At 71.6% G+C, this 17,886-nt stretch carries 11 protein-coding genes; 4 read left to right on the top strand and 7 right to left on the bottom strand.

Annotated elements, in window-relative coordinates:
- The first annotated feature begins 74 nt into the window (after positions 1-74).
- Both VGR32_RS11670 and VGR32_RS11675 read left to right on the top strand, forming a co-directional pair.
- The gene (locus tag VGR32_RS11670; protein ID WP_327450832.1) at positions 75-8,891 is read left to right on the top strand and encodes an IPT/TIG domain-containing protein; all 8,817 of its coding nucleotides are present in this window, start codon (positions 75-77) and stop codon (positions 8,889-8,891) included.
- A 169-nt stretch (positions 8,892-9,060) separates the two neighbouring features.
- Positions 9,061-9,588, top strand: a complete 528-nt coding sequence (locus tag VGR32_RS11675) for a hypothetical protein (RefSeq protein WP_327450834.1) — start codon at positions 9,061-9,063, stop codon at positions 9,586-9,588.
- Between the two features lie 59 nt (positions 9,589-9,647).
- Here VGR32_RS11675 and VGR32_RS11680 read toward each other — a convergent pair whose 3' ends face one another.
- Positions 9,648-10,046, bottom strand: coding sequence for a hypothetical protein (locus VGR32_RS11680; protein WP_327450836.1), 399 nt, complete (start codon positions 10,044-10,046; stop codon positions 9,648-9,650).
- A 110-nt stretch (positions 10,047-10,156) separates the two neighbouring features.
- Entirely contained in the window at positions 10,157-10,723 is a 567-nt protein-coding gene (locus VGR32_RS11685) for a DNA-3-methyladenine glycosylase (RefSeq protein WP_327450838.1), read from the bottom strand.
- A 76-nt stretch (positions 10,724-10,799) separates the two neighbouring features.
- On the opposite strand from VGR32_RS11685, the gene VGR32_RS11690 reads away from it, so the two are divergent.
- Both VGR32_RS11690 and scpA read left to right on the top strand, forming a co-directional pair.
- Complete coding sequence (locus VGR32_RS11690) at positions 10,800-12,197, top strand: methylmalonyl-CoA mutase family protein (RefSeq protein WP_327450840.1); 1,398 nt, start codon at positions 10,800-10,802, stop codon at positions 12,195-12,197.
- The gene (scpA, locus tag VGR32_RS11695) at positions 12,194-14,344 is read left to right on the top strand and encodes a methylmalonyl-CoA mutase (RefSeq protein ID WP_327450842.1); all 2,151 of its coding nucleotides are present in this window, start codon (positions 12,194-12,196) and stop codon (positions 14,342-14,344) included. The genes VGR32_RS11690 and scpA overlap by 4 nt, the downstream gene beginning before the upstream one ends.
- A gap of 4 nt (positions 14,345-14,348) precedes the next feature.
- Here the strand turns inward: scpA and VGR32_RS11700 are convergent, their stop codons facing one another.
- The 5 genes from VGR32_RS11700 to VGR32_RS11720 all read right to left on the bottom strand — a co-directional run bounded on the left by VGR32_RS11700 (position 14,349) and on the right by VGR32_RS11720 (position 17,821).
- A complete protein-coding gene (locus VGR32_RS11700) occupies positions 14,349-14,762 on the bottom strand; it encodes a DUF6491 family protein (RefSeq protein WP_327450844.1) in 414 nt (137 codons plus the stop codon).
- A 4-nt stretch (positions 14,763-14,766) separates the two neighbouring features.
- A complete protein-coding gene (locus VGR32_RS11705) occupies positions 14,767-15,183 on the bottom strand; it encodes a hypothetical protein (protein ID WP_327450846.1) in 417 nt (138 codons plus the stop codon).
- A 22-nt stretch (positions 15,184-15,205) separates the two neighbouring features.
- Entirely contained in the window at positions 15,206-16,999 is a 1,794-nt protein-coding gene (gene mnmD / locus VGR32_RS11710) for a tRNA (5-methylaminomethyl-2-thiouridine)(34)-methyltransferase MnmD (protein ID WP_327450848.1), read from the bottom strand.
- A 103-nt stretch (positions 17,000-17,102) separates the two neighbouring features.
- Positions 17,103-17,372 (bottom strand): hypothetical protein, encoded by a 270-nt coding sequence (locus VGR32_RS11715; RefSeq protein ID WP_327450849.1) that lies wholly within the window; start codon positions 17,370-17,372, stop codon positions 17,103-17,105.
- Positions 17,373-17,524: 152 nt separating this feature from the next.
- Positions 17,525-17,821 carry a hypothetical protein gene (locus VGR32_RS11720; RefSeq protein WP_327450850.1) on the bottom strand — a complete coding sequence of 99 codons (297 nt, stop codon included), beginning with the start codon at positions 17,819-17,821 and terminating at the stop codon, positions 17,525-17,527.
- Positions 17,822-17,886: the final 65 nt, after the last annotated feature.

The raw sequence follows: 17,886 nt of genomic DNA on the forward strand, positions 1-17,886 counted from the left end.
TAATGATCCGTTAACCGGACGCGTGGGGCGGGTGTCGGTGAGCGTCGGCCGTGTGCCGTCGGGGGGCTTTTTTGATGTTTGGATCGATCCTGGCCGCGTGCGGCCTGAGCGCGCGCGTTCGTGTGGGCGCGCGCCGTGAACGACCGACCCGCCGCGGCCTGGGCGCCGCGCTGGCGACTATGACGATCCTGCTGACCGCGTGGGGCGGACCTGCGCTGGCGCAGTCCGCTGGATGCACCGCCATCAACAACGGCGCTCTGAACCACACCGTGCGGCGCGTCAGCGCCAACGTGTCGGCCAGCGGCACCACGGCCAACTACTTCGCGGGCCAGGAGTCGGTTCACAACATTCAGACCCAATCCGGCGGGACCGACCCCACGTACGGGACCACGCCCTTCGGCAGCGGTTACTCGGCGACCCCCCTGTCTGCGGGCGAGCAGATCGTCGTCACCGCGACCACGACCAACTTCGCCAGCCCCGGCGACATCGTCGGCGTGACCCTGCGGGGCACGTCGAACGCCTTCTCGATCAATGGCAACGGCTCCTCGTCCTCGACCTACACGGCCACGGGCAGCGAGACCTATTTCGGCATCCGCACCTGGCGCGAGGGCGGCCTCGCCTCGGCCGACATCTCGTTCACGGCCAGCTGCACCCAGGCGACGCCCTCGGTGTCGATCACGGTCGGCCCGGCCAGCGTGTCGGAAGACGGTGCGACCAACCTGACCTACACCGTCACCCGCAGCGTGACGTCGACGTCCGCCCTGACCGTCAACCTGACGACGACCGGAACGGCCACTTCCGGCACCGACTACACCGGCGGCGTCGCGAGCGTGACGATACCCGCCAACGCGACGACCGCCACGGTCACGATCGACCCCACAGTCGATGGCGCGGTCGAAGCGAACGAGACGGTCACGCTGACGGTCGCGTCGGGCGCCGGATACACGGTCGGCTCGCCCGCGTCCGCCACCGGGACCATCCTGAACGACGACGTGCCGTCGGCGACCATCGCCGTCAGCCCGGCCTCGGTGGCCGAGGACGGGGCGCCGAACCTGGTCTACACGATCACCCTGAACCAGGCGGCGCTCAGTTCGACCAGCGTCGGCTACACCATTACCGGCACGGCGACGAACGGCACGGACTACGCCACGATCGCCAGCCCGCTGGTCATCCCGGCGGGGAATCTGACCGGCACGATCACGGTCAATCCGACCGCCGACGCCACCATCGAGGCCAACGAGACCGTCACCCTGACGCTGGGCGCGGGCGCGGGCTACACGGTGGGCGTCCCCAATGCCGCCACCGGCACGATCCTGAACGACGATCTGCCCAATCTGACGATCAACGACGTCACGGCGAACGAGGGCAGTGCGGGGACCACCAACTTCACGTTCACCGTCTCGCTGAGCGCGCCCGCGGGCCCCGGCGGCGTGACCTTCGACATCGGCACGGCCGACGGCACCGCGACTGTGGGAGCCGACTATGTCGGCAGCAATCTGACCGGCCAAACCATCCCGGCGGGATCGTCGACGTACACCTTCACGGTCTCGGTCTATGGCAATACGACGCTTGAGCCGAGCGAAACCTTCTTCGTCAACGTGACCAACGTCGTGAACGCGATCGTGGTCGATGGGCAAGGCGTCGGCACAATCGTCAACGACGACGTGGCGGCGCCGGTCGTCACCTCCATAGCCCCGACCGCGGGCCCGACCGTGGGCGGCACGATCGTCACCATCACCGGAACGAACCTCTCGGGCGCCACCGCGGTGGCCTTCGGCGCAAACCCCGCCACCGGGTTCACCGTCAACAGCGCGACCCAGATCACCGCCACGGCGCCGGCGGGCACAGGCACGGTCAACGTCACGGTGACCACGGCGAGCGGCACCAGCGCGACCGGCGCGGCGAATGAGTTCACTTACCGGGCCGCTCCGACAGTGACGGCGCTGGCGCCGACGTCGGGGCCGACCGTCGGCGGCACCTCGGTGACCATCAGCGGCACCAACTTCGCCGGCACGACCGCCGTCAGCTTCGGCGCGACGGCCGCCACCGCATTCACTGTGAACAGCAACACCCAGATCGTGGCGACGGCGCCCGCCGGCTCCGGAACCGTCGATGTGCGCGTGACCACCGCCGGCGGCACCAGCGCGACCAGCGCGGCTGATCAATTCACCTATCAGACGGGCACGATATCGGTCGTGCCGACGGCGACCAACCTGGCGTCCGGCAACAGCGCCACGGTCACGGTCACGCCGTCGTTCGCGCCGCCCAGCGGCTCGTTGGTGGTTACCCTGAACGCGTCGGGTTCCGCCGGCGGGACGTTGAGCACCAGCACGCTCACCTTCACCAACGCCAACCCCCAGACGTTCACCTTCACGGCGGGCGCGCCGTCGGGTCTTAAGACGATCTCGTACTCGCTGAGCGGGGCCAGCGGCGCCGCCTATGCTGCGCCAGCTTCCACCGGCTTCACCGTCACCAGCGGGACGATCAGCGTCACCGGCGTTCCGGCCAGCATGGCGGCGGGGGACGTGGCGACCATCACGGTCACGCCTTCCATGGCGCCGCCGAACGGCAACCTGGTCGTGACCCTGTCCAAGTCCGGTCTGTCGGGGACGTTGAGCACCTCGTCCCTGACCTTCACCAGCGCGGCTCCGCAGACGTTCACCTTCACCGCGACGGCCCCTGCCGGCAACGTGACGCTCAACTTCGTCCGTTCGGGCACGGATGCGCTCGCCTATGCGGCCCCGGCTGGCGTCACCATCGCGGTGTCGGCGCCGCCTGCGCCGACCATCAGCTTCCTGGGGCCGAACTCCGGCAGCTTTGCCGGCGGGACGCCGGTCACGATCTTCGGCACCAACTTCACGGGGGCCACGGGCGTCAGCTTCGGCGGAACGCCGGCCACGAATTTCGCGGTCCAGGGCGCCACGCAGATCATCGCGACCAGCCCTGCCGGCGCCGTGGGCCCGGTGAACGTGACGGTGACGACGCCCGGCGGCACCTCTTCGGGCGCGACCTACACCTACGTGCTGGCGCCGACGATCAGCGCGGTGAGCCCGGCGGAGGGCCCCGCCAGCGCGACGACCCGTCCCGCCGACGTCACCATCACCGGCTCCAACTTCTCGGCCAGCGGCAACATGGTGCAGTTCGGCGGCACGCCCGGCACGATCGTCAGCGAAAGCGCGTCCAGCATCGTCGTGACGCCCCCCGCCAATGGGACCGGCGGGCTCGTGAACGTCACCGTGTTCGACGCCAGCTACAGGTCCGGCACCGCCGTCGATGCCTATCGCTACGTCCTGCCGCCGGTCGTGACCGTCAGCTTCGGCACGTCGTCGATCGTGGGCACTTCGGGGACGACCGGCTTCTCGGTCACCCTGACCAATCCCAACCCCGTCGCCATCCGGGGGGCGCGCGTGGCCTCGAACGGGGCCAACACGCCATTCTTCCTGACCGCATTCGGGACGTTCTGTGGCGGTTCAGGCAATTACAACGCCAGCTCGGCCTTCGTCCTCAGCGGCGTGGATCTGGCCGCCAACGGATCCTGCACGGCCACGTCGACCCAGCAACCGACGGCCAGCGGAAGCTTCCAATTCGTCACCGCCCCGCCGACGGCCACGGGCACGGCGACCACGACCTTCACCTTGACCGGGGCGGCGGCGACGTCGAACACCCTCACGGTCCAGCGCGCGAGGCCGTCGATCACCGGCGTGTCGCCGGCCACCGGACCGCAGTCCGGCGGCACGAACGTCACGCTGACCGGCTCGAACCTGACCGGCACGACCGCGGTCACGGTCGGCGGCGTGGCAGCGACCAACGTCACCGTCGTCAGCGACACCCAGGTCACCTTCACGACGGCCGCCGCACCCACGGCAGGCGCCGCCTCCATCTCGGCCACCAACAGCGTCGGCACGGGCACCCTCACCAGCGCCTTCGCCTACATCGCGCCGCCAGTGATCACGACGATCTCGCCCGCGGTGACCTCCACGGCCGGAGGCGGGACGATCACGCTGAACGGCTCCGGCCTGGGCAGCTCGACGGTCACCGTCGACGGCGCGCCGGTGGGCACAGTCCAGAACACGGGCAGCCTGCGCTCGTTCACGGCGCCGGCCCACGCCGCCGGCACGGTGAACGTCATCGTCACGACGGGCGGCGGCTCCGCCACCGCGCAACTGACCTACGTCAATCGTCCGACGGCCAACGCGCAGACGGTCGCGGTCCCCTACGGCACGGCGACCGGCATCACCGTGACGGGCTCTGATCCCAACACGCCGCCTCAGCCGCTGACCTACAGCATCGCAAATCCGCCCTCGAACGGCGTGCTGAGCGGCGCCGGGCCCAACTACACCTACACCCCCCTGGCCGGGCGCAGCGGCGCGGACTCCTTCACTTTCGTCGCCAGCAACGGCGGCGCCACGTCGTCGCCGGCGACCGTCACGCTGAACGTCGGCGCGCCGACGATCACCCTGACGCCGACGACCGTGCCGGACGCGACCGCGGGGATCGCCTATTCCCAGACCCTGACCGCCAGCGGCGGCGCGGCGCCCTATGCCTACGCCGTCACGGCCGGGGCCTTGCCCGCGGGCCTCAGCCTGTCGACGGGCGGCGTCCTGTCCGGCACGCCGACCGCAGGCGGCGCCTTCACCTTCAGCGTCACGGCCACGGACTCGAGCACGGGCGGCGCCGCGCCGTTCACCGCGACGCGCGTCTACAGCCTCACGGTCCAGGCGCCCACCATCGTCGTGTCGCCGAACACGCTGCCTGGCGCGACGCGCGGCGTGGCCTATTCGCAACCGATCGCCGCCTCGGGTGGCGTGGGCCCCCTTGGCTTCGCCGTCACCGCAGGCGCCCTGCCGGGCGGACTGACGCTGTCGCCGTCGGGCGTTCTGTCCGGCATTCCTTCGACGACGGGGGTCTACAACTTCACCATCGCGGCGACGGACCAGTCCACGGGCTCCGGCCCGTACTCCGGATCGCGCGCCTACAGCCTGAACGTGGGCCAGGGCGCGCCGGTGATCACCGGCCTCTCGGTCGCAGCCAGCCACCAGTTCCAGACCACGCCGGTGACCATAACCGGCTCCGAGTTCACCGGCGCCACGTCGGTCCTGTTCGGAACAGCGCCCGCCGCGTCGTTCACCGTCGTCTCCGACACGCGCATCGACGCGGTCGTGCCCGTCTTCGTCCCCGCAGGCGTCGTGAACGTCAGCGTTGCCACGCCGGGCGGCACGAGCGCGGACGCCGGCGCGACCGACGACTTCCGCTTCATCGGCCGACCGCTGGTGACGTCGGTTTCGCCGTCGACCGGCGGCACGCCGGGTGGCGCGTCGCTGACGGTGTCGGGCCAGAACTTCACCGGCGCGACCTCGGTGGTCTTCAGCGTCCCGGCGGCCGGAGGCGCGTCGAACGTGGTCTCGGCCAGCAGCTTCGTGGTCGTGGACGACGCGACCCTGACGGTCGTCACGCCGAACGTGGCGGGGATCGCGCCCAACGGCGGCGTCGCCGAAATCGTCGTCGCCAATCCCTCGGGCGAGGACAATCCGCAGGCCGGCCCGCAGGACGACTACACCTTCGTGGGTCAGCCCTCGGCCGCCATGCTCGACGTCACCGAAGGCCCCGTGGCCGGCGGAACGCGGGTCACGGTCACCGGCCAGCGGCTGGGAACGGTCACGGGCGTCACCGTGGGCGGCGTCGCGGCGACCAACGTCGTGGCCGGCGCCACCAGCGTCGCCTTCGACACGCCGGCGGGAACGGGCGTCCAGCCGATTGTCCTGACCTGGACCTACGGGGCCGTTCCGGCCCAGAGCTTCAGCTATCTGTCCGCGCCGAACACGCCGCAGATCGTCCAGGCCCCGCCCAGCCTCAGCGCCAGCTCGACCGCGCAGTTCACGCTCTCGGGCGTGTCGATCGAGGCGTCGCTGGACGGCGCGGCCTTCACCCCCATCGCGGCCCAGCCGGTCATCTTCACCGGCCTGACCGACGGCCCGCACGTCGTGCGGTTCCGGTCGGCCAACGCCGGCGGCGTCAGCGGCGAGGTCAGCCACGCCTGGACCATCGACACCGTCGCTCCGGCGGCGCCCGTGGTCACGGCTCCGGTCGACGGCGCGCGCGTCCTGATCGCCACGCCGACCTTCAGCGGCACGGCCGAAGCGGACGCCCGAGTCTCGATCGCCGTGGACGGTACGGGCCTGGGAACCGTGACGGCGACCGGCGGCGCGTGGTCCTTCACGCCCTCGACCGGCCTGGCGATCGGCCCGCACGTCGTCGTCGCCACCGCCACGGACGCGGCGGGCAACGTCTCGGCCGCCTCGTCGACCGTACGCTTCACCTACAACCCGATCAGCGTGAATACCGCGGCCCTGCCCAACGCGCGCGTCGGCGTCGCCTATGCGACGTCGGTGACCGCCACGGGCGGGACCGCGCCCTATGCGTTCAGCGTGGTCGGCGGCGCCTTGCCCAATGGCGTCGTTCTGTCCACGAGCGGCGCCCTGTCGGGCACGCCAACCGCCAGCGGAACGTTCGGCTTCACCGTCAGGGTCATGGACGCGGGCGGCGTGTCGGCCGACGGGGCCCAGACGCTGGTCGTCGAAGCCCCGGTCGTTCCGGACGCCCGGCCGACGGTCGTCACGGTTCCCGCCACCTCCACGACGGGACCGACCACCATCGATCTGTCTGCGCAGACCGCCAACGCCGCCCGCATCGAGATCGTGACGCCGCCCGCCCATGGCAGCGCCACGGTCGACGGCATGAGCATCCGCTACACGCCTCAGCCGGGCTTCTATGGAACGGTGACCTTCACCTATCGCTCCGTCGGTTATGCCGACGGCGGTCAGGCGGGCGTCGCGTCGGCTCCGGCGACCGTGACGGTGACTCTGGCTGCGCCGACGCTGGTCCTCTCGCCGTCCACGCTGCCGGCGGGCCGCGTGGCGGTGGCCTACAGCCAGACGGTCTCGGCCTCCGGCGGCACCGCGCCCTATACCTATGCGGTGACCGGCGGGGCGCTTCCCGCGGGTCTGACCCTGTCCGGCGCGGGCCAACTGTCGGGCGCGCCGACGGCGGGCGGCACGTTCAACTTCACCGTCACGGCGACGGACTCCTCCACGGGGACCGGGCCGTTCACGGTGTCGCAGAGCTACGCCCTGACCGTTGCGGCCTCGACCATCGTCGTCTCGCCCGCCAGCCTGCCGGCCGGCACGCGCGGCACGCCCTATTCGGCCGGCGTCGGCGCGACCGGCGGCGTGGCGCCGTATGCCTACGCCGTCAGCGCCGGCGCTCCGCCGACGGGGCTGACGCTGTCGACCGCGGGCGTCCTGTCGGGCACGCCGACGGCGGTCGGCTCGTTCACCTTCACGGTGACGGCACGCGACAGCGCCGGGGGCGCGGGCCCCTACACGGGATCGGCCACCTACACGGTCACGATCTCGGCCCTGACCCTGACGGTCACGCCGACGGCCCTGCCGCCAGTTCTGGCCGGCACCGCCTTCAGCCAGCAGATGTCGGCGACAGGCGGGCGCGGGACCTACAGCTATGCCGTCACCGGCGGCGCGCTGCCGTCCGGCCTGACGCTGACGACCGGCGGCCTGCTCAGCGGTCGCCCGTCCAGCGGGGGGACGTTCGCCTTCACGATCACGGCGACGGACAGCTTCGGCAACACGGGCGGGGCGGCCCTGACCCTCACGGTCACCGCGCGCCCGGATCCGGCCGCAGACCCGGACGTGCAGGGCCTCACCGCGGCCGAGGCGGACGCGGCGCGCCGCTTCTCGCAGAGCCAGATCGGCAACTTCACCCGTCGTCTCGAGCAGATCCGTCGCGGCGGCGGCGCGAGCGGCGCCTTCAACGTCAGTCTGGACGGTTCGGCCTTCATGTCGCTGTCTGACGACGAGGCGGTGCGCGGTCCCCTGGCCCAAGCTCAGGGTGGCCAAGGCCGCACGGCCGGCGACCGATTCGGCGTGAGCGGGCGGTTCGACGACCGCGAGGCCCTGCGCGGACTGCTGACCGCGGGCGCGCCGGACCGCCAACGCCTCGACGCGGCGTCAGCCGTGCCGACCGCGGCGGCGCAGGCCGGTCCCGGCGGAGTGCGCGTCTGGGCGGGCGGCGCCATCAGCCTGGGTGAGCGCGACGCCACGACGCGTCGGGCCGAGCTCGACATCCGCACGGGCGGGCTCAGCGTCGGCGCGGACATGAGCGTGTCCGACCAGCTCGACGTCGGGCTAGGCGTCGGCTTCGGTCAGGAAGACACCGACGTCGGATCAACGGGCACGCGCCTGGAAGCCGAAACCTGGGTCGGCGTCGGCTACCTGACATGGCGTCCGGACGACCGCGTGTTCGTGGACGGCATCCTCGGCTACGGCAGCTTGTCCTACGACACGCGACGCCGCACGCCGGTGGATCAGTCGCTGGTATTTGGACAGCGTGAGGGCGAAATCGTCTTCGCCGCGGTCACCGGCGGCATCGACCACGCGGCCGGCCCGACCCGCTGGAGCGTCTACGGGCGCGCCGAGGGCATGACGGCCGATCTCGAAGCCTTCACCGAAACGGGCTCTCCGCTCTGGGCGCTCAGCTATGACGATCGTTCGGTGCAGTCGCTGCAGGGCGTCGTGGGCGTGCGGTGGGAACGCGACTTCGGTGTCGGCTCGCCCAACGTCTGGTCGCCTGGTCTGCGGTTCGAGCTGTCCAACGAGTTCGCCGACGCCGACGCCCAGACGCTCCGCTATGCGGACTGGCTGGACGGCCCCAGCTATGGCTTCGTGCAAGATGGCTGGAGCCGCACTCAAGGCATGGTCGGCGTTAGCCTGGGCCTGACGGGCGAGCACGGCTGGTCTGTTCGTGGCGAAGCCGAGGGCCGGACGCGCGGCGACGAGCTGATGGGCCAGTTCCGCATGCTTGTGAGCCGTAAGTTCTGACGGGAGACGAGCAGGGCGCCAAACCCTGCTCGTCTCTCCTCAAATTAGCTTACAGTTCGGCGGCGTGGGCTTCAGGTGACCATCAGGTTTCGGTCGCTGCCTGGCGGCGCGCCTTGTCACGCGGCGCGGGAAGGGGCACGGTCGGGCGTCCTGAACGGAGCCGGCCGCGATGCTCGTCCTGGCGCTGAGCCTTCTGATCGCCGTGCCGACGCAGGACCCGCCCCCGGGTGGCGCCTTCGCCGCGCTCGCCCAGGATCCTCCGCCCGGAGCGCCGCCGCCGACGTCGCGGCCCGACGACGCGGCGGTCGCCACCCTGCAGGGATGCGCGATGGAGGGAGAGCGGTGGGTCTGCCGCTATCAGATGCCGGAAATCCGCGTGGTGGAGGAGCCGCCCCGCAGCCTCGGCGTCGAACCGGCGGCCGTGGTCGCGGACGGACCGTCGGACGAGGGCGTCCTGGACGAGGCGGAGCGCGCGCTTGTCGGTCGCTGCGCCGACGCGGGCTGGCTTTCCCTGTGCCTGCCCGGCGACCGTCGGCGCGCGCGCGCCTTGCGGGACTCCGCGGCGGCCTATGACGTCAAACGGCGCGAGGTGGCGTCGTTGCTGGCACAGGGGCGGTGCGACGCGGCCGTGGCCGCTGCGCTGGAAGCCGGCCATCTGAACCTCGCCCGCGAAGCCCGCGCCTTCTGCGGACGGTGACGTTGCGGGCATGAAAAAGGGCGCCGGTCGCCCGACGCCCCTTTCCGTTCAGCGATGGATCACTCCGGCGCGACGCAGTCCGTGCGGTCCCGGCAGTCGGCGAAGCGCACTTCCGGCGGGTCGATGATGACCTCGGACGGACGGACGATGACTTCCGGACGCTCGATGAAGATCTGCGCCGGACGCACGCGCACGGGCGGGGCGTCGACGTAGACCGGGGGGCCGGCGATGTGGATCACGGGTCCGGCGACGTCGACCGGGCGGCCGATGACGCGGATGCCCGGAGGCGTGATCCGGATCGGGCCGCCGGGCGCGACCGGGCGATAGAAGTCCACCACGCGGGTGCACTCGCAGTATTCGTGGTCGGTGTGCGGCCGCTCGGGGCAGCCGTGCGGATCCGGCATGGCCATGCCCGCGGTCAGCGAAAACGTAAGCGCCGTGGAAAGCAACTCGATCATGGACATCCCCTCCAGCCGAACCCCGGTATCCGGGACAGGGTTAACGAGCATACGGTCAAGCCCGTCGTCAATCGTTCGTTCCCACATTCCCCTGAGGGGCGAGCGGAATTTCAGGCGCGCGGAAAGGGGCGGCTGAGCCAGGCCCCGGACTCGCCCCAGCGACGGGGCAGGTCGGCCGCCTTCGTGATGCCGATGCGCGGCCCGCACAGGAGCTCAGGCGTGGCCGGTCCGGGCGTGAGGGCGAAGGGAGGCGACAGCATGGGGGCGCCGTCCAGCGCGCCGTCGACGCCCAGCGCCTGACACAGACGCGCGGGGCCGGAACACAGCAGGCCGGCGCGATCGACGCCGCGCCGGGCCCACATGATCTCCAGCCCGTGCGTCGGCTCCAGTGCGCGGATCAGGACGGCGCCGCCCGGGTGGTCGCCGCAGACGAGGTTCAGGCACCAGTGCAGGCCGTAGATGCGGTAGACGTAGGCCCGCCCCACCGGGCCGAACATGGCGGCGTTGCGGGGCGTGGGACCGCGGAAGCTGTGCGAGGCCGGATCGCCCACGTCATAGGCCTCGGTCTCGACGATGCGGCCGCCGACGCCGTTCACCGTCAGGGTCGCGCCGATCAGAAGGCGTGCGACCTCGTCGACGGGACGGGCGAAATCGTCGGTCGTGAAGGCGGCGGCCATGCGGGTCAGGTGCGGCGCGGGTCGCGCCGGGTCAAGGCGGTTTGACCCGGTGGGCGGCGAGACGCATTAAGCCGCCATGTCGAACGTCGCCTTTCCGATCCCCACGCCCGCCGACTGGCGTCAGCTCGCCGAGAAGGCCCTGAAGGACCGGGCGGTCGAAAGTCTGGTTCATCTCGACGCCGACGGCCTGGCGGTGCGGCCGCTCTATGCCGCGGCGACCGGCGTGACGCCGCTGTTCGCGCCGCGCCCATCCGACGCGGACGGGCGGGCCTGGGACCTGCGGTCGCAGGTTGAGGCGGACGACCCGTCTGAGGCGAACCGGCGGGTGCTGGCCGAGCTGCAGGGCGGGGCGGCTTCGGTGATCCTGTCGGGCGCCGTGCTGGCGGACAGCGAGCCCTTGGCGCGGGTGCTGGACGGCGTCGCCCTGGAGCTGGCGTCCGTGGCGCTGGATGCGGGTCTGGACGGTCCGGACGCCGCCAACGCGCTGGCGGTGGCGGCCAAGGGCGCTCCCCGCGCGCGGTTGATGTTCCACATGGACCCGGCGTCGACCTTCGCGGCGACGGGCGCGGCCCCGCGGTCGATGGAGGAGCATCTGTCGCTGGCGGCGAACACGGCGGCCCGCCACGCCGGGGCCTATCCGGAGGCCCGCTTCTTTCTCGCCTCGGGCCGCGTCGTACATGAGGCGGGCGGATCGATCGGTCAGGAGCTGGCCTTTGCGGCGGCGAACGCGGTCCTGCTTGTCGAGGCCGCGGTCGCGGCGGGCATGCCGGCCGAGCGGGCGCTGAAGGGCACGGTGCTCGGCGTGGCGGTCGATCAGGCGTACTTCGACGGGTTGGCGAAAGTGCGGGCGCTGCGGCTCATCTGGCGGTCCATCGGCGCCGCCTACGGAGTGGATGCGGAGGCTGCGATCGAGGCGCGCTCGTCGCGGCGCATGCTGTCGGCGCGCGATCCCTGGCCCAACCTGCTGCGCCTGACGGCGGCCGGGTTCGCGGGCGCCGTCGGCGGGGCGGACGCGGTGGTGCTGGACGCCTTCACCGCCGCCGCCGGGCTTCCGGACGATTTCGCCCTTCGCCAGGCGCGCAACACGCAGCTGGTACTGATGGAGGAGGCGAACCTCGGCCGCGTCGACGACCCGGCGGCCGGCAGCTGGTACCTCGACCAGCGAACGCGCGAGCTGGCCGAGACGGGGTGGGCCGAGTTTCAGTGGATCCAGTCGGAGGGCGGTCTGGTGGAGTGCCTGCGCGCGGGCCTGATCCAGTCCCGCGTGGCGCGCGCGCGTCAGGCGCAGGAGGCGGCGCTGGCCGATGGCGCGGCGCATCTGGTGGGCGTGACGAAATTCATCGATGCGGAACCGAGACCCGCGGCCGCGACGCCGCGTCCCGGGGCGGCGGCGCAAGGCGGCGGCGACGCCTGCGCGCCGTTGGCGCCGGTGCGCCTTTCCTCGGCGCTGGAAGATGCGGGAGATGCCCGATGACCCGTCCCGACTTTTCCGCTCTGACGCTCGACCTGTCGCCCCTTGACGCCGGTCCCGCCCGCGCGGCCTGGTCGACGCCGGAAGGCATCGAGGTCGCCACGGCCTATGGGGAGCCGGATCGCGACGGTCTGGAATTCATCCACGGCCTGCCCGGCATCGCGCCGTATCACCGCGGACCCTATCCGACGATGTACGCGCAGAACCCCTGGACGGTCCGGCAGTATGCGGGCTTCTCCACGGCGGAAGAGTCGAACGCCTTTTACCGGCGCAACCTCGCAGCGGGTCAAAAGGGGTTGTCGATCGCCTTCGATCTGGCCACGCACCGCGGCTACGACAGCGACCATCCGCGAGTGAAGGGCGACGTCGGCATGGCGGGCGTCGCCATCGACAGCATCTACGACATGCGCACCCTGTTCGACGGCATCCCGCTGGACCAGATGTCGGTGTCGATGACCATGAACGGCGCGGTCCTGCCGATCCTTGCGCTCTATGTCGTGGCCGCCGAGGAGCAGGGGGTCGGCCCCGACAAGCTGACCGGGACCATCCAGAACGACATCCTCAAGGAGTTCATGGTCCGCAACACCTACATCTATCCGCCGGCGCCCAGCATGCGGATCATCGCGGACATCTTCGCCTGGACGGCGGCCCACGCGCCGAAGTTCAACTCCATCTCGATCAGCGGCTATCACATGCAGGAGGCCGGCGCGTCGGCCGACCTGGAGCTGGCCTACACGCTGGCGGACGGCATCGAATATCTGAAGGCGGGCGTCGGCGCGGGGATGGACGTGGACGCCTTCGCGCCGCGTCTGAGCTTCTTCTGGGCCATCGGCATGAACTACTTCATGGAGGTGGCGAAGATGCGCGCCGGCCGCCTGCTCTGGGCCGAGGCGGTTCAGGCGTTCGGAGCGAAGAATCCGAAGTCCCTGGCCCTGCGCGCCCACTGCCAGACTTCGGGCTGGTCGCTGGCGGCGCAGGACGTGTTCAACAACGTGTCGCGCACCATGATCGAGGCCATGGCCGCGGCGGGCGGCCAGACGCAAAGCCTGCACACCAACTCGCTGGACGAGGCGCTGGCTCTGCCGACGGACTTTTCGGCCCGCATCGCACGCAACACCCAGCTGTTGCTCCAGATGGAGACCGGCCTGACGCGGGTGATCGATCCGTGGGGCGGCAGCTTCTACGTCGAGCGGCTGACGCACGAACTGGCGGAGCGGGCGCGGGCGCACATGGCCGAGGTCGAGGCCTTGGGCGGCATGGCGAGGGCCATCGAGGCCGGGGTGCCGAAGCTTCGGATCGAGGAGTCGGCTGCGCGGACACAGGCCCGAATCGACACCGGCCAGCAAACCGTCGTCGGCGTGAACCGCTACCTGTCCGACCAGATCGACGACATCCCCGTGCTGAAGGTCGACAACGCCGCCGTGCTGGCCGCGCAGATCGAGAAGCTTAAGCGCCTGCGGGGCGAACGCGACGATGCGGCGACGCAGGCGGCGCTGGCGGCCCTGACGGAGGGAGCGAACGGAGGCGCCAACCTGCTGGCCCTGGCCATCGACGCGGCGCGCGCCAAGGCGACTGTGGGTGAGATTTCCGATGCGCTTGAGGCGGCCTTCGGGCGGCACGTGGCGACGGTGCAGACCGTGTCCGGCGTCTATGAGACGGAGGCCAGGAAGGACGCCCGCTTCAGCCGCGCCCGCGACATGGTCGCCGCCTTTGTGGAGAACGACGGCGGCCCCCCGAAGATACTGATCGCCAAGCTGGGACAGGACGGCCACGACCGGGGCCAGAAGGTCGTCGCCACGGCCTATGGCGACCTGGGCTTCGACGTGACGGCCGGCAGCCTGTTCCAGACCCCGGCCGAGGCGGCGAAGGCGGCGGTGCAGAAGGGCGTTCACGCGGTCGGCGCCTCGTCGCTGGCCGCCGGTCACCTGACGCTGGCCCCGGAGCTGATCGCCGAGCTGAAGAAGCTGGGCCGCGAAGACATCATGGTGGTGGTCGGCGGAGTGATCCCGCCGGCAGATGTGCAGCCGCTGCTGGATGCGGGCGTTGCCGCCGTCTATCCGCCCGGTTCGGTCATCGCCGACACCGCGGTGGATCTGATCGAGAAGCTGAACCAGCGTCTGGGTTACGCCCAGCCGAGGCCGGGCGTCTGAGGCCTCACGGCCGCAGGCGGGGTTCCAGCGCGGCGATCTCGGCTTCGGTGAGGCGGCGCACGACGCGGGCGCGGCAGCGGCTGTCGTTTTCGCCCTGCAGGCCGGGGCCGGACACGGCGATCTCCACGGAGTCGCCGACGCAGGACCTTCCACCACCCGCGCCGGCGCTCAGCGCCAGACTGCGCGCGGACGACAGCCCCCGGCAGAAACCGCTGCCCAGCTCATAGACTTCATTGCGGCCGGCGCGGACGTAGACCCGGGCGTCACCCTCGGGTCGGAAGTTCCGGACGGTGTCGGGAATGAAGCAGGCTCGCTCCGGCGACGGTCCGTCGATCGTGGCGCGGGGCACGTCCCCTGCGTTGCAGGCGGTCAGCGCCAGACCGAAGGAGAGCAGGAGAACGCGCGAGATCGGCTTCATCGGGTCACGGACGCTGGCGGCTGGGAAGGGCGGCGACCTCTTCGTCGGTCAGAACTCGCGTCACCCGCGCCCGACAGACGTCGGTCGCGGAAGTGGCGCCCGGCGTGGCGATCCTCAAAGAATCCGAGGTGCAGACGCGACCGCCGCCGACGCCGCCGACGTCGGGCAGGAACGCCAGTCTTTGCGCGAAGTCCAGATCGTTGCAGCCGTACGCCTCGATCTCGAACACGTCGCCGCCGGCCGCGCGGACGAACACCTGGCCGGTGCGGCCCTGACGGAAGTTGCGGACCTGATCGCTGCTGAAGCAGCGGGTTTCGGCGCGGGGTGCCGCCCCGTCGTCGGCCATTCCGTCCGTGGTGGGCGCGCAGGCCGACGTGGCCAGGGCGGCCGACGTGGCCGCGACGAACAGGGCGGCGCGCATGAGAAACCTCCGATTTGGACGGTCAACGATCCCGTGGACCGCTGCGTTCCGCAAGTCGGGAAGGCGACAGCCGCGCGGCCAGCCGACGCGGCAACGGGCTCAGTGCACCGACGACCATGGCGCCGACGTGTTCGCCCAGCAGGGGGGCGAGGCAGAAGCCGCGGGATCCCAAGCCGCCGATCAGGAAAACGCGTTCGGACAGGGCGCCCGCCGCCGGCAGCCGGTCGGGCGTGGTGGCCCGGACTGCCGCCCGGGCCCCGCGCGCTTCCGCCGCCGGAAGTCGCCGGGCCAGGCCCGGCAGACGGGACGCGAGGGCGTCGATGTTTCGGGCGGTGTCCGCCGGGTCCACCTCGACGTCCGTGCGATCCCGGTCGTGGGTGGCGCCGAACAGCAGACCGTTCGTCGTCGGCGCCACGTACCCGCCCCAGGCGACGGCGGGCCCCGTCGGGCCTTCCACCCAGTCGGCTTGTCCGCGAACGGGGCGGAGCCCCAGTTCGGGACGCAGGGCGTCGACGCCCCAGCCGGCCGCCAGCACGACGGCGTCCACGTTCAGCCTTTCGCCGTCCTGGCCCAGGATCAGGACGCCCGTGTCGGACGCGTCGATCTTCGCCACCCGCATGGGCGCCGTCGCCACGCCGTCGGCCCATGCCGAGAGGATCGCCGCGGGACGAACGACCATGGCCTCCGTCATCAGCAGGCCGCCCGTCGCCTGAGGCTCGTGGAGCCGTTCGGCGGCGGCTTCGGCCGACAGACGGACCATCGCGCCGTCGGGCCAGATCGACTGCTTCGGGATATGGTCGTATCGCCGGGCGTCCCGGGGCGCCTGCTCCAGCTGAACGACGCCATGCGTCAGCACGGCCCCGTCGACCTGGCGGTACAGGGCGCCGGCACGGTCCAGCGCCTGGGCGTACAGGGCGGCCAGATCCCGGTCGCCAACGTCCAGTCGGGGCGTGACGAGGGCGGCGGGAAAACCCGAGGCGCCCGCGCCCGGACCGTCGCCGTCGATCAGCACCGGGTCGGCTCCCAGCGCGCGAAGGGCGCGGACCGCCGACATGCCCGCGATGCCGGCGCCGATGACCGCGACCCGCGGGGCCGGGGAGGTCGGCCCGGCCTCGCCGGCGGCCCTCGCTTCCAGCCGCTCGCGCTTGCGTCCGTGTCCGGGTCGCTTGTCGACCGTGAAGCCGCGACGTTGAAGACCGCGGCGCACGGCCCCGGCGACGGTGAAGGTCGCCAAGCGTGCTGCCGGGGCTGATCGGGCCGCGACGAGGTCGAGCACCGCGTCGCTCCACATCTCCGGATTGGCGGCCGGGGCGAAGCCGTCGAGGAACCAGGCGTCGGCCGCGCCCATCCAGTCGGTCAGGGCGTCCTCGACCGGCGCGACGGCCAGGTCGAGACTGACGCCCCAGTCGGCCGGAAGCGCGAACCGGTGGAAGCCGGGAGTGCCGGGGGGCCACGCGGCGATCAGCCCCTCGACGATGTCGGCCAGCTCCGGCCAAGCCGAAAGGGCCCGCGCCGCCTCGTTGCGCGTCAGCGGAAAGGCCTCGACGGAGAACACGTGCAAACGCCCGCCGACGGGGCGCTGGCGCAGCCAGAGGGCGATCAGGGCGGCGACGTTGAGGCCGGTGCCGAAGCCGAGCTCGGCGACGGTGAAGCGGTTGCGCGCCTTCCACGCGTCCGGCAGGCCGCAACCGGCCAGAAACACCGCGCGGCTTTCTGCCAGTCCGTCTTCACGCGAAAAGTAGACGTCCCCGAAGCGGCCGGAGACGGGCGCGCCGTCCTCAGTCCAGTCCAGTCGCGGCGAGCGGTCGTCGGTCATTCCGACGCGGTGCCATCGGCGGCGGGCGCCGCGCAACGAAAAAGGGCCGCCCCGTGAGGAGCGGCCCTTTCCGTCAGAGGCCCGAGGGCCTCGTCAGCTCGACTTAGTGAGCGGCAGCCGGGGCTTCCGTCGTCGCGGCCGGAGCGGCAGCGGCGTCGGCGGCCGGAGCGGTCGTCGCGGCGTCGGCAGCGGCGGTCTCGGCGGTGGCGGCGGCGGCGCCGGCTTCAGCAGCGGCGGTTTCGGCCGTGGCGGCGGCTTCAGTGGCTTCGCCGGCGGCGGCTTCGGCTTCAGCGGCCTTGTCTTCGGCGGCGGGCTGGCAGGCGGCCAGGGTCAGGGCGGCGGCCGAAGCGGCGATCAGGGCAACGATGCGCATTTTGATGTTCCTTAAGGAGGATCACGGGGTCATGAATCCCCGCACCCCCGCAATAACGGAATCGTGAGGCGCACCGCAAGCGAATTCTCACGGGTTCGTGATCACTTTCACGAGGCGCTCGCCGCCTAGGGCGGCGAGCGCTCGCGCAGTCGTCACTGGGTCGGCGGCGTCTCCGGCGGCAACGTCGGGGGCGTGCCGGCGCCGGTGGTTCCGTCCGGCATCGTTCCCGTCGTTGTGCCGGTGGTTCCGGTCGTGCCGGTCGTCCCGGTCGTTCCCGCGCCGGCCGTGCCGTCGCTGGCGGGCGGCATCGTTTCGGCAGGCGGCATGGTGTCTGCGTTCGTCGCCATGCCTTCCTGGGTGTTGGCGTCTTCTTCCTGAGCGGGCGAGCAGGCGGCCATCGCCAGGGCGGCGGCCGCGACGCCGGCGAGGGTCAGTGCGGTTTTCATCATCGTTTCCTCCGGTCCGGACGTGAGGCGACGCCGGAATGACGCCGCGTCACGTCCTCGTGACCGAA

This window comes from Brevundimonas sp. (genome assembly GCF_035935935.1).
Taxonomy (GTDB): Bacteria; Pseudomonadota; Alphaproteobacteria; order Caulobacterales; family Caulobacteraceae; genus Brevundimonas.

Excerpts from the sequence above, each read along its gene's own strand:
- VGR32_RS11720 (WP_327450850.1), bottom strand. The coding sequence starts at position 17,821 with ATGATGAAAACCGCACTGACCCTCGCCGGCGTCGCGGCCGCCGCCCTG.
- VGR32_RS11705 (WP_327450846.1), bottom strand. The coding sequence starts at position 15,183 with ATGCGCGCCGCCCTGTTCGTCGCGGCCACGTCGGCCGCCCTGGCCACG.
- VGR32_RS11700 (WP_327450844.1), bottom strand. The coding sequence starts at position 14,762 with ATGAAGCCGATCTCGCGCGTTCTCCTGCTCTCCTTCGGTCTGGCGCTG.
- VGR32_RS11680 (WP_327450836.1), bottom strand. The coding sequence starts at position 10,046 with ATGATCGAGTTGCTTTCCACGGCGCTTACGTTTTCGCTGACCGCGGGC.
- VGR32_RS11685 (WP_327450838.1), bottom strand. The coding sequence starts at position 10,723 with ATGGCCGCCGCCTTCACGACCGACGATTTCGCCCGTCCCGTCGACGAG.
- scpA (WP_327450842.1), top strand. The coding sequence starts at position 12,194 with ATGACCCGTCCCGACTTTTCCGCTCTGACGCTCGACCTGTCGCCCCTT.
- VGR32_RS11670 (WP_327450832.1), top strand. The coding sequence starts at position 75 with ATGTTTGGATCGATCCTGGCCGCGTGCGGCCTGAGCGCGCGCGTTCGT.
- VGR32_RS11715 (WP_327450849.1), bottom strand. The coding sequence starts at position 17,372 with ATGCGCATCGTTGCCCTGATCGCCGCTTCGGCCGCCGCCCTGACCCTG.
- VGR32_RS11675 (WP_327450834.1), top strand. The coding sequence starts at position 9,061 with ATGCTCGTCCTGGCGCTGAGCCTTCTGATCGCCGTGCCGACGCAGGAC.
- VGR32_RS11690 (WP_327450840.1), top strand. The coding sequence starts at position 10,800 with ATGTCGAACGTCGCCTTTCCGATCCCCACGCCCGCCGACTGGCGTCAG.
- mnmD (WP_327450848.1), bottom strand. The coding sequence starts at position 16,999 with ATGACCGACGACCGCTCGCCGCGACTGGACTGGACTGAGGACGGCGCG.